Here is a 14,540-nt window from a genome sequence, read left to right as displayed (position 1 = left end):
CACGGAAACAAAAGTGGCGGGAAAAAGGCGACAGGGAGGCGAGAACGAGAGAAAAGTGAGGCGGGAAAGGGGCGGTGACGGGCCGAAGGCGGATTAACTCGACGATGTCTGCGCGCGAGCCGAGGAGCGCCCCGGATGCTAGGCTGGGCAACGCCCAGCGTAGATCTATGCGAAAGGAGACGGGGGTGGCGGTTCGCCTCCCCCGGTTCCCCATGACCAACTCCGCCAGCCTCGGCACCGAGGGCATAAACGTCGACGATTTGTGCTCGTACGCCGTCGACGTGTGGGTGAGCGACCACAGCATCCTGACCGACGAAGAGCGACTCCTCAAGGTGTTGCGCACGGCCGCCGAAAAGGGAAACGCCCAGGTTCTCGGCGAAGCCTCGCATGTTTTCCCGAATGGTGCCGTCACCGCGATTCTGCTGCTTTCCGCATCGCACCTGAGCATTCACACCTGGCCGGAATTCAGCCTGGCCAACGTCGACCTGCTCGCCTACGGCCGGCTGAACGGCGAGCGGATGATGCAGAGCGTGGAACTCGGCCTGTCCCCGACGAAAATCAACGTGACGCGCATGCTGCGCGCCGTGCACTGAGGTTCCTTTCCGAGCCGGACACGCGGGCGATGCCGGTGACGCGGGCGGGGCTGGTGACGCGGGCGATGCCGGTGGTGCGGCCGGGACTGGCGTCGCCGAGCGGGCCGGCGGTGTCGGCGTGACCGGCGCGGTGCGGGTGCAGGTGTGGTGGGCGCGCCTGAGCGGCGTCCGCCCCGGGCCGGCCGCACTCACCGAACTGCTGGACCCGGTCGAGCGCACCCGGTACGAGGCGATCTCCAAGCCCGCCGACCGGGAACGCTTCCTGGCCGGCTGCGCCCTCAGCCGCATCGCCCTGAGCGAGCCGCTGGGCCTGCCGCCCGCCGAGATCCCCCTGCGCCGGGTGTGCCCCCGCTGCGGCGGCCCGCACGGCAAGCCCGGCCTGGCGGCGGCGCCGCACGCCGACGTCGGCTTCTCCGTCACGCACAGCGGCGACGTCGTGGGCGTCGCGGTCGGTCGTGGCGTCGCGGTGGGCCTCGACGCCGAGGAGAGGGACGCCGCCCTCGACGTGGCGACGGTGGCCCCGGTCGCGCTGACGGACCGCGAGCTGACCGCCCTGAACGCCCACCCGGCCACCGCACGGGCCGCCGCCTTCCTGCGCACCTGGACGCGCAAGGAGGCCGTACTGAAGGCCCTGGGCGTCGGCCTCACCGTCCCGCTGCGCCGACTCGAGGTGTCCGCGCCCGAGAATCCCCCGACGGTCCTCTCCTGGCCGGAACAACTCCCCGCGCCCCCTGGCCTGGCGATAGCGGACACGGACGTTGAAGGAACCGCCCACCCGCCGGCGATCGCGGCGGTGGCCGTTCTCGGCGCGACCGCCGTCCGCCTGGACCACCGCGACGGAACGGACGCACTGTCCGCGTACGGCGCGGCGCGTGGCCGGATTCCGCCCCTGTAGAGGGCAACGAGAAACCCCTCACCGGATGCCGCTGGTGAGAGGTGAAGGGCGCCCCCGGCAGGACTCGAACCTGCGGCCAAGCGCTTAGAAGGCGCTTGGTGAGATCACCGGTGCACGTCCTCTGACCTCGCGTTCTTCGGCTGACGACTGTGGACGCGCGGAGTCTTCGACACGCATTCGGCAGAGGGGCGGACGCCGGGTGTCGGCTCAAGCCACCCGCCCGGGGTATCCGCCTGAACATGCTTGCTCTGGTTGCTTACCGCTCGTACGACGGCGCAACGACGGTGTCGGCCTTCGTGATTGCCCTTCTCATCGTGCTGGTGGCGGGCTGGTACATCCGACGCCAGAGGTAGGCGCGACACCCGCAGGCCTGCTGCCCAGGTCCCGCAGGCCGCTACAGACGGTTGATCGGGATCTCGTAGACGATCTCGCAGTGAGCGGCGGGCACCACGATGTCCGCCGTCTCCACGGGCCGCCCCTGGTCGCTGTAGTACGTCCGCCGAATGTGCGTGACGAGAGCGGCCTTCTGGATGCCCAGGAGTGACGCCTCCTCGGCGGTCGCCTGCCGCGGCTCCGGCTGCTCGACGGCGTGACCGACGGTGATGCCGATCGCGGCCATGCGGTTCACGACACCCGCGCCGGCATGCGGCCCTCCCTCGGGGAGGACGACGAGAGTGCCGGCGGTGAGGTCGTACGGCTCCCAACTCGTCGACAACTGCACGGGCCTGCCGTCGGCCAGGAACTCGTACGTCGTACGGACGCACGGCTCGCCCTCGTCGATGCCGAGCCGTGCCGCGATCTCCGCCGGCGCCGGCACCTTGGCGTCGGTCCGGCTCTCCCAGTCCCCTTGCCTGCCGACGGCCTTCATGTCCGCACGGAAGGGCGACCCGTTGGGCTGCTCGCGCGCAGAGGAACGCACCACTCGCACTCGCTGCCGGGGCTCGGCGACGTACGTGCCTGATCCGGCGCGGCCCTCCAGCACGCCCTGGGAGATCAGCAACTCCTGAGCCCGGCGGACCACGTTCTCGCCCACACCGCACTCTTCGCCGATCTGGGCACGGGAGGGCAGGCGGTCTCCCGGCTCCCACACGTGCTCCGCGATCCGCCGCCGGAGTTCGTCGGCGATGCGGAGATAGGGCGGCTGCTCAGACATATAGAAAATCTAGTCCACTAGCTCTAATCTAGTTAACTAGCTTCACTCAAAGTGATCGCCGGTGACGGAGGCTGCCCTGTGCCCGCTTCGGGAGTTAGCGCGGTGGCCATCGCCGCCCGGCTGTCCGCCCTCGGGCTTTCCACGCGAGTGGAGGTGCACCCCCGTCACACATCGGTGGAGGCGGAGGTGCCGGAAGAGCTCTCCGCCGAGTCATGGCGGGAGGTCCTGGACGTGGTGGCTGGAGCCGATCGGTTCGGGCTCCTCGCCACCAGCTTGAACGGCCGCACCCTCTGGGCGGTCGTACGCAAAGCGGTCCCCACGACGGGCGATGTCGGGGGACCGGGCAATCAGCGATAGGAGCTGATCAGCGTGTTCAACCGTATCCGCCGGCTTGTCGCCCTCACCAGAGGGCCAAAGGGCCGGCATCGCCGCTCGTTACCGCCCATGCCAGGCTCCTCGACCACCCCGGACGCGCCCACGCTCAGCCTGTGCCGTGTCTCCGACGCCTCCGACAGCGCACCGCGCCGGTATTCGCTCGCGGGCGAGGACGTCGCGCTCGTCCGTCCGTACGTTCTGGCCTGGGAGCAGCGTGCACGACCCCGTCCGGTGGTCGTCGCTCCCCGTCTGTCGGCCGAAGCATGGTCGTCCCTCGCGGGGGTCCAGTGATGTCTTCTCGCCGACAACCGCACGTTCCGAGCGCCTCGCTCACCCCCTACCGCTCGGCCTCCTGCCGCATCGGAACCCACCTCGCCTGTGCGGACTTCGCTCCTGCACCGCCCCCGGTGGGCCTCCCCGTGATCTACGAGGCCTGTGACTGCCCCTGCCACCCGGTGGCTGACCAGGCTGCCTCCACGGAGGTGAACCGGTGAAGGGATGGAGCCCCGGCGGCATGCTGGTCGCCAACATCGAAATCACCTCGACCACAGTGCAACGCGGCGACATCATCCAACTCGGCGGCCGGGCATGCCGCGTGAGCGACCTCTTCCAGCTTCCGCACGGGGCCAAGCAATTGGTCCTCGACTCGGGAAAGCTGCTGACCATCCACACGCGGACCCGGCTCATCGCCGTACGGCCGCTGAGACGGCGGTGACGGAGGCCGTGCCTTCCCGCCATCACAACATCGCCGACGATCTGCGACGCCAGATCACGGCGGGCCGCTTGGAGGCCGGCGAGCGCTTGCCCTCCGAAGCTGCACTGGCCGACGGGTACAAGGTCAGCACCCTCACGCTGCGGCGGGCACTGGCCGTGCTCCAGGGCGAAGGCCTCGTCGACAAGATCCACGGAAAGGGAAACTTCGTCCGCCGCCGTAGCCGTAAGACGGTGTACGTCGGCGGCTGGGGCATGCTGGACCCCTGGACCGCCGCCGAAGCCTCCCTGCGCGTCACTGTCCGCAGTACGACGGTGCAGGCTCACGGGCATCTCTCGACCTTGCTCAAGGTGCCAACGGGCAGCCCCCTGGCCGAGTTCTTCTGCGTCAGCCTCGAAGGAGGCGCCCCACACGGGATGGCCCACATCTACCTCCCGCGTGACCTGGCCCCGGCCGGGGTGTTCGACGACGAGTCCGTGTGCAGAGAGGCGGTATCGAGATTTGCCGTCCTCGGCCCGTCGCCGGCCACCATCCGCGAGACGGTGTGCGCTCGTCCGCCGACGCCAGATGAGACCTCGGTCCTGCGGATCAGCTCAGCCTCACCCGTCCTCGCGGTCACCCGCGCCGCGACCGACACCACCGGCCGAGTCGTCGAAGCCGCCCGCCTGGTGTTTCCCGGGGACCGCGTCGACGTGCTCTTCACCACCCACCACACGACCGATGAAAGGCAGACGCAAGGATGACGGCACGTAACGAACTGCGGCTCCTCCCCTGGTCGGGATCGGAGGGCAAGCCCTGCTACCTGAGTACCGATGACTGGGGCGGCTTCATGGCCCGCCTGGCCGACGGCATCGAGGCAGACCAACTCGACTCGGCGGCAGACCTGTTGGAGGCGGCGTCCGAAACCCTCGACGACGGTGAGGCGGACCCGCAGGAAGTGCAGCTCCTGGCACAAGAACTGACTGGAGCCCTGCGAGACGTCCTCCGCGTCGCAACCAGCCGCGGTCACCGCCTGGCGGCGAGCGAACCACACCGCATCTGACGGAGGGGGCGTGAGCGGCGCCCGCCCTCGACAGGCCTCCCGCGGGAGGGGAACCCGAGCACCGAGCCGGGCTCCCCTCCCCGTTGCGTTCTATGCGGGCCCCGGCCGATGCGCCGCATGCCGGTGCCAGGGCCCTTCACGCCTGGCCGTCGGACCTTCAACCGACGACAGTCAGCCGCGACGGCGGGCGCGCCAACCGACCACCCACGCGTATGCCTCCCTGCCCTCCCGCCGACCTGAGCCACGCTGTCAGCCGGCGGCCAGAGCAAGTCCCGAGGGCGGGAGCGCATAGGCGGCACCTTGCGTGACGACCTCTTCGTGCCGAAGCAACTTGAACGGTGGCTCTGCCTCGGGCTGGTGTTCCTCTTACCTGCGCTGATGGTCCGCAGGCGTCCGCGCTTGTTCGCCGTCGTCCGCTGGCGTTGTCACGCAGTTAGACACTCACCATGGCGTTCGTCCAACCCGACTGCATGAGGCCAGCGTCCCATTCAACGCACCGGCTGTCGGCACCCGCGGCTACTCGTCGCTGTTGTTCGTCGTTGACGTCGGCTCGGTGCGCCGATGGGCGTGGCGTTGACGCAGTCGCCGCAGCGTCAGACCCGACACGCTGACCATTACGCCGCTGAGCACGTTGATGACGAAGTCCTGGATCAGTGACCCCATGAAGGCGTGGGTGCGCTGAAGGGCCGGGCTGCGCACCGCGCTCCTTGCATGCAGACGTCAGACCAGTGAAGTGACGACGCTGGATCAGCCCCGGCCCGAAGCAGAAGCCAGCGAGAACGGCGACCATCCGCCGCTCGTGCTGGGTTCGAGCCTCAGGGAGTTAGGGAGATGTCCGGTGGGTGGGCGGCCCAGTCGCTGTCTCAAACGACCCTGCCGAGCAAGGGCATTCACGACGTGGACGTTTCCTTGCGCTGCTCTGCGCACACCTGTGATCACGGCTTGCCGAGAATAGGGCTCCGTTACGCCCTTGCGTCTGATCACAACGAGGGACAGGGCTTCGGAGGTTGCGAACTTCAGCCCACACGCAGAGCATTGTCGGCGTCGCCTGATTGGGGAAGCACCGTGGCCTTCGCTGGTCGCTACTACGATCGTGGGCGCAGAACACGAGGGACACTGCATGGGGCGCCTCCTCGGTCAGAGCAGCTCGACGCCACCACTGTAGAGCCCAGTAACGGCCTGGATTGCTCGAATGGTCCAATGTGAGCGGAGCGACCAACTTGCTGGCAAGTAACACCCCATCTTGCCGGACGGCCACCCCTGGGGGGAAACCCGTCCGGGTCGGGGGCTGTGAGCTGGCGTTTCGCTGGTGGCGGCTCCGGCTCGTCTGTCACTGTCGATCACCGTTGGTCGACCTCGGGCACCCTCGCACGGCCCAGAGACGGCCCAGGGTTGATCATCACGGTTCCGCCGGTTGTCGACGACGGACACCTTCGAGGCTGCCCGCCTGAACCTCAGCCGACGACAGTCAGCCACGACGGCGGGCGCGCCGACCGACCACGCACGCGTATGCCTCGCTGCACCCCCACCGGCCTCGGCCACGCTGCCATGCCGTCGACCAGAGCAAGCCCCGCCGGCCGAACCGTGATCTGAGCCCCGACCGAACTCGTTGGCGCCTGCTGCTGGTCGGAAATCAAGCTCTGTCAGTGCTGCTTGCCAACTTGGCCGCGCTGTGGCCGTCTGGAGCATCAAGTCGGCTCTGTCGCCGGCAGCAGGGACATGTAAGGAGTAGCTGCCAAGTATGAGGACGAAAGACTGTGAAGAGTGCGGGACAGCGTTCGTTCCCGCTGGACCAGCTCGTTATTGCGGAGACGAATGCCGCGCAGAGGTACAAGCGCTGCAACTGACGGCAAGCATATACGGACTGACTCTGGAACAAACCAGGGTCGTTCGTTCTATAGGCGCTTGCATGATCTGCTCATCTACCGCCTCGGGGTTCGAGTCCGGAATATTTGCGGTAGATCATTGTCACGACAGCGGAGTCGTACGTGGCGTGCTCTGCCAATCCTGCAACTTCCTACTGGGCAACGCCCGTGATGAAGTCGAAGTCCTCTTCGCCGCTATCAAATACCTACTCAAAGACCACACGACTGAGCCCTGGAATCAAGGTAGGCGCAGAAAAGAAATCGTCGCCGAACGAAAGGATCAACGTCTCACAGCCCGAGTTGAGCGAGCCGAGAGTGCTCTAGAGGCAGCTGAGCAACGCATCAAAGAGCTTGAGGCCATTTTGGCGGAAGTAGCTGAAGACACGGCAGTCGCCGCCTTGCGCCGAGCTAGAGATGCCGATGCCGTTGAGAGGTTCATCGGTGAGTTCATATCACCTGCTCCTCGCGGGACCTCTCGTATCCAGGCAGGTGCCCTCCGAAGTGCTTGGACAGACTGGACCGGAGGTGCCTCCTGCCCAGTGCAGAGTCTTCATGAGGCCCTGCATAAACTGGGGGGCGTCCAGCGCCGGTCCTCGACTGGACGGTACTGGGATGGAATAGCCCTGCGCCCTACCCCAAAAATCGACGCTGGGGACTAGACGGTGAGAGCACACGGGTGCCCCGGAGTGGCGGGGGCGTATTTACCCCGGCCCCCAGCGTTTCCAGCTGCGAGCGGCTATGCGACGCAACCCCGACATAGTGCGCGAGTTTGTCTACCGATGACAAACCCTACGCCCACGCCTGCAGTAACTATAAATCGCGGGGTTTGATCAGCTTTTCACCTCGCCGGATGGATCTGACATGGTGAGGGAGACCAGCCAGCATGGAGTCCAAGTCGTCTTCTTCCTCACTGGTCGCAAAGATGATCTGACTTCCAGCCGCACCATTAACTGCGGCGCGACCCAAGAGCTGCTGAAAGCTGGCACGAGCTGCCTCTTGCTGTCTCGGCTCATCGAAAATCAAGATTTGCGGATGATGTCCACGAAATTCGCGAGATACCTCCATGAAGGAAAAAAGGTATGCCCAGATCACGCGGATCATATCGCTCGCCGACAAATCAAAGCCGAGATCGAATCCCTCATGAATCGGACGATATGTTTTCTTGGAGATTTCGAGTGACTGTGGTACCAGTGAGCGAAATCCGTACGCATCAAGCTGAGAGACGAGCGATGACCTCAGGGCACCGATCTTAGCTGCATCAGAAGCCGTAAGGTCCCTACCCTTGAGCGCGGCCAATTCTTCCTTATTGCGTCGCCATGTTGCAGCCAGCGAGTCAAGCTCATCAATCGACGACTCAATTGAATCCCTGATGCTACGCAGCGCTTTGACCTTTTCTTCCAGTCGCAAGCGCTCTGCCAGAAGGGAAGAATCCGGCAGTGAGTTGGGGCTGACTAGCGCGTCCTTTTGTGACCGGATGGCTGCCCGCAACCCCTCCATCTCTTCGCGCAACCTGTAGACGCGGGCCTGGCTGATCTCTGCAGTCCGTACGGCGTCGAGTGCCATAGAGCGGAAGGTCGCTAGTTCTCTCTCTAGATGTGCAATGTTGTCCTCGATCGCCAATGGGTAGTCGGTGATTTCAAAGCCATCGGGAAGGCTCTGTCCACATGTCGGGCAGTTTTCGTAGGCGGTGCCCAAGTCATCGGGCGACCCAAGGCGCTGAAGGAGAAGGGCATCCTTGTGTTTTCGTAGGTCTTCTTCCAGCGCTTCGATGCGCAGTTCCAGGGATTGTCGCTGCTTGTTCGCCTGTTCCCAGTCCTCTATCGCAGAAGCCAGCACCATACTTAGTTGGGTTACCCTCTCCTGATTCCTGGATAGGGCTTCTTCGATCTCAGTCGCGGCCTCCCCGACGAAGGCGACTGGCCGAACTTCTTGGGCATCCAAATCCCTCGTGAGTCGGTCAATCTCGTCGTCAAGCGAAATCCATCCAGATCCGGAATCCACCTCTAGGCCAACTAGATCTTCCCTGCGCCAGGTAGTACTCGGTTTTTTGGGGATTCCACGCACGAGAATTCCAGCCCTGGATGCCACATCAGAGATGCTACGATGCACGCTTTTCCAGTCGGCCTCAAGAAGCGAGATAGCCGACTCGATTCTCTGCACTTCAAGAACCATGTCCATGGCGTCCATGGCCAAGATGAACTCGGCTGATCGTTTGGAAACATCCTGAATCCCCAAGTATGTGGGGATTCTGGCTTGAACGCCGGACCAGCCGTGTTTCTGCTCAACAAAGAAGTAAGGAAAAAGGCATTCCAGATAAAGTGGCCCTTCGCTCCCGTCTATTCGGGTTACTCGTGGAGGCTCCCAGCCTAGGAAACGAGCCAGTTCATAGTGGAAGCCGGCCTCTCTCTGTGCGGCTCCGGCTCGACGGACAAAGTAATCCCGCTGCGTGTAGGCGCTGCCAGGTTGCGACAGGGTGGGCCCACTCCGGGTGCGAACGAGGCTAGTATCGTGCCGGGAGCTCTTAACAGGGCGACCAATCGTTAGAACTTCACCCCGAGAGTTCTCAATTTCGAGCGCGACGCTTGACTCGGTTACACGGTATTCTCTCCCCTCAACCTCAATAACGTCCGTCATGGCATGAGGGAGGGGGATATCCCGACTAGGGCTCATCATACCCTCAAGGCCCAGTGCGTAGATAATTGACTGCAGGCATGTGGACTTGCCGCTAGAGTTGTCGGCTCGCAGGATATTGAGGCCTGTCTCAAAACTCAGATCTGTTCCACATGTGGGCCCGGAGGTGCGGACATTTAATGAAAGCCTCCTGATTTTCACGACTTAGGACCTCCACTCCAATAGATCGTTAACGGACTTCTGCGTGATTCGGGCTGGCAGGGTAGCTAAGAACTCTTTCTCAAGCAGTAAGATTTCTGGATGGGTCCAGAGTTTGTTAGCGAGTCGTTCCCCCTTCTCTGTGAGGGAGATGGTGGAGTTATCATTCCTCTTTGCCAGTCCTGCAGCCACGGTCAGGTTGATTGTGCGGGTTGTCGAGGGATCATGGCGGATGATTAGACCGTTCGGCTTGCGGTGCTCGGTAAACCACTCTTTGATCACCTTGCGTCCCTGTGCAGAGCGTAGGGCCCAGGCAAGTACGTGAATCTGCTCCAGGTTCGCTGTATTTCCCCGACAGCGCTTCAGAATCAAAACAGCTGAAGCCAGCCTCCATCCCGTACGGAGGTCGCCAGGGATTGGGTCGGGGCGTCGCGTAAAAACTACCCCGCTTGTGATGCCCGAGAAAGCACGCTCTAAGATGGATGTGTTACTCATGATGCACTCTCCATCTCAAAGTCCAATGGGCATCGCATGAGCCAGTCAGCGATCGAACCCCACGACATGGCATCGACAAATGCATCGTCTAGCGCGGGTGCCTGGCGGGCCAACTCCTCTTTTAGCGCCCTTACGATGGTAGTGACGTCTGCCGCGCTATTGGTGCTTCCAGGAGGATATTCTAGAACTAGTTTGCGCTCCTTGCGCACTCTCGCCCCTGTTGCAGCTTCCCACTGATCGGGATACTTTTCTCGCAAACGAGTCAAGGCGTTTTCTGAGTCAAGGAACTGATTTACCAGCTGTTCGAGATATGTCTTTTGGGCAGTCGGGGACAGCCTGAGTTTGGCGAGTTTCTTGAGCGCGACGTGAGCAAGTTGAGAGTTACCCTCCATCCAGTCATCGACCTCATCGGGAGGGGTAGGTACGACGTCGATTAGAGACGTGGGTCGTTCCAGAACTTCACTTCGCTCTGCGGCGTAGATTGCATCAGTAGCTACTGTGACCTTGAAGCCATCTGCGATGAATGGGAGGCCTTTGCCGCGGATCTCATCCGACTTTGTGCTGGCGTGCTGAACGAGTTGAGCAGAATCGAAGATGGGCACCAGGAATATATAGTTGTGAATCTTCACATCTCCGAGCAGCTTGTGAAGTTCCTTCTGTTTGGTATCCAGCTTTCTGAGGTCCGTCGAGAGTTTGTCCCGCTGCTTCTCGTAGCGTTCAGCAGTAGACAGTGGCTCGACTGGGGCATAGCACTGAAACGCTCGTCCACAGAAAGTGAAAGCCTCAATTCCAAGGTCTCCGCCGTGTCGAGCCGGGACTTCTTGAACCTGGTCTGCCCCGTAATGACGTCGAGCCAAAAGGAGGCAGTACTGCTCCCAGTCGTCTCCTGAGTAGTGGTGAGTTGCTACCAAGTAGACCCCCAACCTCGCGGGCTGCCGCCCAGCCCATAAAGGGCCTGCCTGTGAGGCCCTCCGCCCCCAGAACATGATAGGGAGAGGTTTTGCCCGGTGACCTCTGCTTTCAATCATCTAGGTCGGTGGAGCGGGTTTGGCCGGTGGCCTGCCCGGTCTGGGGTCGAGCATGACCAGGGGGCCGTACGCTGGCTGGCAACTCGGGCAGGCTTTGGACCTGCCCGCAATGTGCACGAGTGGCTGCCTTGGTCTTGCTCGACGCGGGACCCGGATCGGGGAGGTGGCTAAAGCCGTGGAGCCGACCGCTCCAGCCACGACGTACCCCCTTCTCTGACTTCAGGCGGCTGATCGCTGTGCGCGCGGCACGGGCGCCGGCCGGGCTGGAGCGGGGCGGAGACAGGAGCGCAGGCCCGGCCGGGGGCCGGGCCGCGCGCGGGGAGCGGAGCGAGCCGCCTTGATGATGGAGAGAAAGTCTTATCCCGCTGGGATGAGGTGCTTCCCGTCGTGGCTCCGTACATGGGGGCCGTTGCCGTCCAAAGCGTCCAGGAGCCTGATGGCGAAGGCCTCGGACATGCGCTCGCTGACCTCGTCGGGTGTGAGCCATGAGACTGCCGTGGACTCACTTGATGTGCGCTCGATGCCGCCGGAGGGCTTGCAGCGGAAGACCAGGGCGACGACGCCGCGGGTCATGTTCTTGTAGACGCCGGTGAGTTCGTCCACCTCGACGTGGATGCCTGTTTCCTCCAGGACCTCGCGGGTGACGCCGGCCTCCGGGGTTTCGTCGAGTTCGAGGATGCCGCCCGGGAGCTCCCAGGTGCCGTTGTCGGCTCGGCGGATCGCCAGGAGGCGGCCGTCCTCGCGCACCACCACTCCGGCTACGGACACGGAGTGCAGGGGAGGCGGTGTCGCTTCCTGTGGTTGACTCATGTAGAGGAGCTTAGGAGGCAGAGAAGGACTATGGGAACTGCTGCTGGAGGGGGCACGGCCGGGCCTCGGTACGTGCAGATCGCGGAAGAGATCGTGCAGCAGATCCGGGCGAGGGTTCTGAAGCCTGGTGACATGGTCCCGAGTGAATCCGAGCTGGTGGATCGCTACGGCGTGTCTGGTGGCACCATCCGTAAGGCCATGGCCGAGGTGCGGGCCAGTGGACTCGTCGAGACCCGGCACGGTAAGGGCTCGATCGTGAAGAACCGGCCTCCTGTGCGGCACCGTTCCTCTGATCGCTTCCGGCGTTCGCTCCGGCAGGGAGGGCAGGCGGCTTACCTTGCGGAGTCCGCCCAGTCCGGCGCCACCGCAAAGGTGAGCGTCCTCTACATCGGGCCCATGGAGGCTCCCGAGGAGGCCGCCCGGCGGCTGGGTGTTCCCGCTGGTGCGCAGGTCCTGGCTCGTCGGCGTCTCTACTTCCGCAACGGCGTTCCGGTCGAGACCGCCACGTCCTACCTGCCGTGGGACGTCGTGAAGGAGATCCCGGAGCTGTTCGCCGAGAACCCCGGCGGGGGTGGCATCTACGCCCGGCTCGAAGACCACGGACATGAGTTCGCGGAGTTCGTCGAGACGCTGCAAGCGAGGCCGGCCTCGAAGTCGGAGGCCTCGGAGCTTGCGCTGAGCCCGGGTGCTGCCGTGATTCATCTGATCCGGGAAGCCCGTACGACCGCGGGTCTCGTGGTCGAGGTGTGCGACACGCTCATGGCCGCTGACCAGTTCGTTTTCGAGTACCGCATCCCTGCCGACGACTGACGTTCCCTCAACTCCTCACAGCCCGTCGCGAGTTCTTCTTCGCGGCGGGTTGACTCATGTATAGGAGTGGTGCACTCTTCTTCATGTCACTCATGTACATGAGTGGCGGAGTCCAGCATCTATAGAGGAGTGCTTCGCTATGCGTCAGATTCCCGTCGACACCTCCGCCGCGATCGTGATGGTCGCTAAGACCCCGCAGCCCAAGGTCAAGGACCGCCGTACGGGCGAGATCGCCATGGACATCGAGTCCGGCTCGAAGCTGATGACGGTCGACGTGATGTTCGCGGCGAACGAGGAGGTGGAGATCCTGTCCATCACCGTCCCGGAGCCCGGGATCAGCGGTGAGCTGGCCATGGGCACGCCGGTCGCGCTCACCGGCCTGGTCGCTCGACCCTGGGAGAACGACTTCAACGGTCAGAAGCGGCACGGCATCGCGTTCCGTGCGATCGCGGTCACCTCGCTCGCCAACGTCAACGCCGCCGCAGGGCCGAAGGCGGCCTGATCATGACCGGCTTCACGGTCGTTCTGGTGCTGGTCGTCGCCGCCGCGGGTCTCCTGCGGTGGCGGCGTCCCGCCTGGTACTGGCTGGCCTTCGGGGTCGCCCTGGCCACGCTGCGGGTTCTGGCCCGGTACGGCTCGGTCATGGACGCGTGCGGGCTGACCGTACCGCCCGCGAGATGGCGGCTCGCCCTTGCACGGGCCACGAACCGCCCTATGCCGGAGTCCCGTCCGCCGCGCATCCTGCGGCTCCGGCCGACTCGCACCGGCCTGGTCTTGCGGCTCAAACTGCGCCCCGGACAGGACGCCTTCGACGTCGCCGCTGCCTCGGACCGACTGCGGCACTCGTTCTCGATGTACGGCGTCACCTCGCGTGAGCTGCGGTCCGGCGTCGTAGAGGTGCGGATGACCGGCTACGACGTGCTCAAGCGGGTGCAGATGCCCGCCACGACCGAGACTCGGCCCATGCGGGTTCCCGTCGCCCTGCGGCAGGACGGCTCGGTGCACTACCGCGATTACCGCGCGATACCTCACGCCCTCACCCTCGGCGCCACGGAATCCGGCAAGTCCGTCTACCAACGCAACTTGGTCGTCGGACTCGCCCCGATGGACGTCGCGCTCGTCGGCATCGACTGCAAACAGGGGGTCGAGCTGTTCCCGCTGGCCCGCCGGTTCTCCGCGCTGGCCGACAACCCCGACACCGCCGCCGAACTGCTCGACACGCTCGTGACTCGGATGGCAGACGTCTATCAGCTCATCCGTGCCCAGCAGCGGATCACGGTCGACGTGCCGGACGCGGAGATCGCCGCCGACATCTGGGACCTGCCCGATGAACTGCGTCCGACCCCGATCGTGGTCCTGGTCGACGAGGTCGCCGAACTCGCCCTGTTCGCCAGCAAGGAGGAGGAGAAGCGGCGGGACCGCATCATCACGGCGTTGGTCCGCCTCGCCCAGCTCGGCCGCGCGGCCGGCATCTACCTGGAGATCTGCGGGCAGCGCTTCGGCTCCGAACTCGGCAAGGGCATCACCATGCTCCGTGCCCAGCTCACCGGCCGCACCGCCCACCGCGTCAACGACGAGACCAGCGCCAACATGGCCTTCGGCGACATCTCCCCGGACGCCGTCCTCGCCGCCATCCAGATCCCGGCGGAGATGCGGGGAATCGCCATCGCGGGTGACTCCTCCGGCGGCTGGCACCGCATCCGCGCCCCACACACCTCGCTCCGCCAGGCCGTGAACGTCTGCAACCGGCACGCCGACCGGACCCCGGCCCTGCCCGAACTGGCACCGTTCCGGCCCGCCCTCGCCGGACCCGCCGCCGCTCCCGTGCCGTCGGCCAAGCCTTCTCCGGCCACCGCCTGATCTCTCGCTCGCCCCATCGGCCGGCGCGACCGTCCCTCGCGCCAAGTCCCTACCCCTGCCATGCCTGATGAAG

General features: G+C 64.6%; 17 protein-coding genes. 11 read left to right on the top strand and 6 right to left on the bottom strand.

Going from position 1 to position 14,540, the window contains the following annotated elements; genetic code table 11:
* Nucleotides 1–185 precede the first annotated feature (185 nt).
* Nucleotides 186–593: an S-adenosylmethionine decarboxylase family protein gene (locus tag ACFYX4_RS04835; RefSeq protein WP_389325797.1), complete on the top strand. Its 408-nt coding sequence runs from the start codon at nt 186–188 to the stop codon at nt 591–593.
* A gap of 118 nt (nt 594–711) precedes the next feature.
* Complete coding sequence (locus ACFYX4_RS04830; protein WP_389325794.1) at nt 712–1,488, top strand: 4'-phosphopantetheinyl transferase family protein; 777 nt, start codon at nt 712–714, stop codon at nt 1,486–1,488.
* Between the two features lie 394 nt (nt 1,489–1,882).
* Here ACFYX4_RS04830 and ACFYX4_RS04825 read toward each other — a convergent pair whose 3' ends face one another.
* Complete coding sequence (locus tag ACFYX4_RS04825) at nt 1,883–2,641, bottom strand: GntR family transcriptional regulator (RefSeq protein WP_389325791.1); 759 nt, start codon at nt 2,639–2,641, stop codon at nt 1,883–1,885.
* Between the two features lie 78 nt (nt 2,642–2,719).
* Here ACFYX4_RS04825 and ACFYX4_RS04820 point away from each other — a divergent pair, with 78 nt between their 5' ends.
* From ACFYX4_RS04820 to ACFYX4_RS04800, 5 genes are all read left to right on the top strand, one after another.
* Nucleotides 2,720–2,998, top strand: coding sequence for a hypothetical protein (locus ACFYX4_RS04820; protein WP_389325788.1), 279 nt, complete (start codon nt 2,720–2,722; stop codon nt 2,996–2,998).
* A gap of 87 nt (nt 2,999–3,085) precedes the next feature.
* Nucleotides 3,086–3,307: a hypothetical protein gene (locus ACFYX4_RS04815; RefSeq protein WP_389325785.1), complete on the top strand. Its 222-nt coding sequence runs from the start codon at nt 3,086–3,088 to the stop codon at nt 3,305–3,307.
* A 223-nt stretch (nt 3,308–3,530) separates the two neighbouring features.
* On the top strand, nt 3,531–3,731 hold the full coding sequence (locus ACFYX4_RS04810) for a hypothetical protein (RefSeq protein WP_389326744.1): 201 nt from the start codon (nt 3,531–3,533) through the stop codon (nt 3,729–3,731).
* Complete coding sequence (locus ACFYX4_RS04805; protein ID WP_389325782.1) at nt 3,728–4,471, top strand: GntR family transcriptional regulator; 744 nt, start codon at nt 3,728–3,730, stop codon at nt 4,469–4,471. Before ACFYX4_RS04810 ends, ACFYX4_RS04805 begins: the two co-directional genes overlap by 4 nt.
* Nucleotides 4,468–4,770: a hypothetical protein gene (locus ACFYX4_RS04800; RefSeq protein ID WP_389325779.1), complete on the top strand. Its 303-nt coding sequence runs from the start codon at nt 4,468–4,470 to the stop codon at nt 4,768–4,770. The genes ACFYX4_RS04805 and ACFYX4_RS04800 overlap by 4 nt, the downstream gene beginning before the upstream one ends.
* A 516-nt stretch (nt 4,771–5,286) precedes the next feature.
* On the opposite strand, the gene ACFYX4_RS04795 is transcribed toward ACFYX4_RS04800, so the two are convergent.
* Nucleotides 5,287–5,469 (bottom strand): hypothetical protein, encoded by a 183-nt coding sequence (locus ACFYX4_RS04795; RefSeq protein WP_389325776.1) that lies wholly within the window; start codon nt 5,467–5,469, stop codon nt 5,287–5,289.
* A 48-nt stretch (nt 5,470–5,517) separates the two neighbouring features.
* A complete protein-coding gene (locus ACFYX4_RS04790; RefSeq protein ID WP_389325773.1) occupies nt 5,518–5,892 on the bottom strand; it encodes a hypothetical protein in 375 nt (124 codons plus the stop codon).
* A gap of 619 nt (nt 5,893–6,511) precedes the next feature.
* Between ACFYX4_RS04790 and ACFYX4_RS04785 the strand changes: the two genes are divergently transcribed.
* Entirely contained in the window at nt 6,512–7,294 is a 783-nt protein-coding gene (locus ACFYX4_RS04785; RefSeq protein WP_389325770.1) for an endonuclease domain-containing protein, read from the top strand.
* Nucleotides 7,295–7,445: 151 nt separating this feature from the next.
* On the opposite strand, the gene ACFYX4_RS04780 is transcribed toward ACFYX4_RS04785, so the two are convergent.
* The 3 genes from ACFYX4_RS04780 to ACFYX4_RS04770 all read right to left on the bottom strand — a co-directional run bounded on the left by ACFYX4_RS04780 (nt 7,446) and on the right by ACFYX4_RS04770 (nt 11,797).
* Complete coding sequence (locus ACFYX4_RS04780; RefSeq protein ID WP_389325767.1) at nt 7,446–8,870, bottom strand: hypothetical protein; 1,425 nt, start codon at nt 8,868–8,870, stop codon at nt 7,446–7,448.
* A 1,085-nt stretch (nt 8,871–9,955) separates the two neighbouring features.
* The gene (locus ACFYX4_RS04775; RefSeq protein WP_389325764.1) at nt 9,956–10,882 is read right to left on the bottom strand and encodes a hypothetical protein; all 927 of its coding nucleotides are present in this window, start codon (nt 10,880–10,882) and stop codon (nt 9,956–9,958) included.
* A gap of 462 nt (nt 10,883–11,344) precedes the next feature.
* Nucleotides 11,345–11,797 (bottom strand): NUDIX hydrolase, encoded by a 453-nt coding sequence (locus ACFYX4_RS04770; protein ID WP_389325761.1) that lies wholly within the window; start codon nt 11,795–11,797, stop codon nt 11,345–11,347.
* 30 nt (nt 11,798–11,827) lie between these two features.
* On the opposite strand from ACFYX4_RS04770, the gene ACFYX4_RS04765 reads away from it, so the two are divergent.
* From ACFYX4_RS04765 to ACFYX4_RS04755, 3 genes are all read left to right on the top strand, one after another.
* Nucleotides 11,828–12,607, top strand: a complete 780-nt coding sequence (locus ACFYX4_RS04765) for a GntR family transcriptional regulator (RefSeq protein ID WP_389326741.1) — start codon at nt 11,828–11,830, stop codon at nt 12,605–12,607.
* 139 nt (nt 12,608–12,746) lie between these two features.
* Entirely contained in the window at nt 12,747–13,109 is a 363-nt protein-coding gene (locus ACFYX4_RS04760) for a hypothetical protein (RefSeq protein ID WP_359435772.1), read from the top strand.
* Nucleotides 13,110–13,111: 2 nt separating this feature from the next.
* On the top strand, nt 13,112–14,467 hold the full coding sequence (locus ACFYX4_RS04755) for an FtsK/SpoIIIE domain-containing protein (protein WP_389325757.1): 1,356 nt from the start codon (nt 13,112–13,114) through the stop codon (nt 14,465–14,467).
* Nucleotides 14,468–14,540: the final 73 nt, after the last annotated feature.

This window comes from Streptomyces sp. NPDC002328, assembly GCF_042890065.1.
Classification (GTDB): Bacteria; Actinomycetota; Actinomycetes; order Streptomycetales; family Streptomycetaceae; genus Streptomyces.
This window is presented reverse-complemented; position numbering and strand designations above follow the sequence as displayed.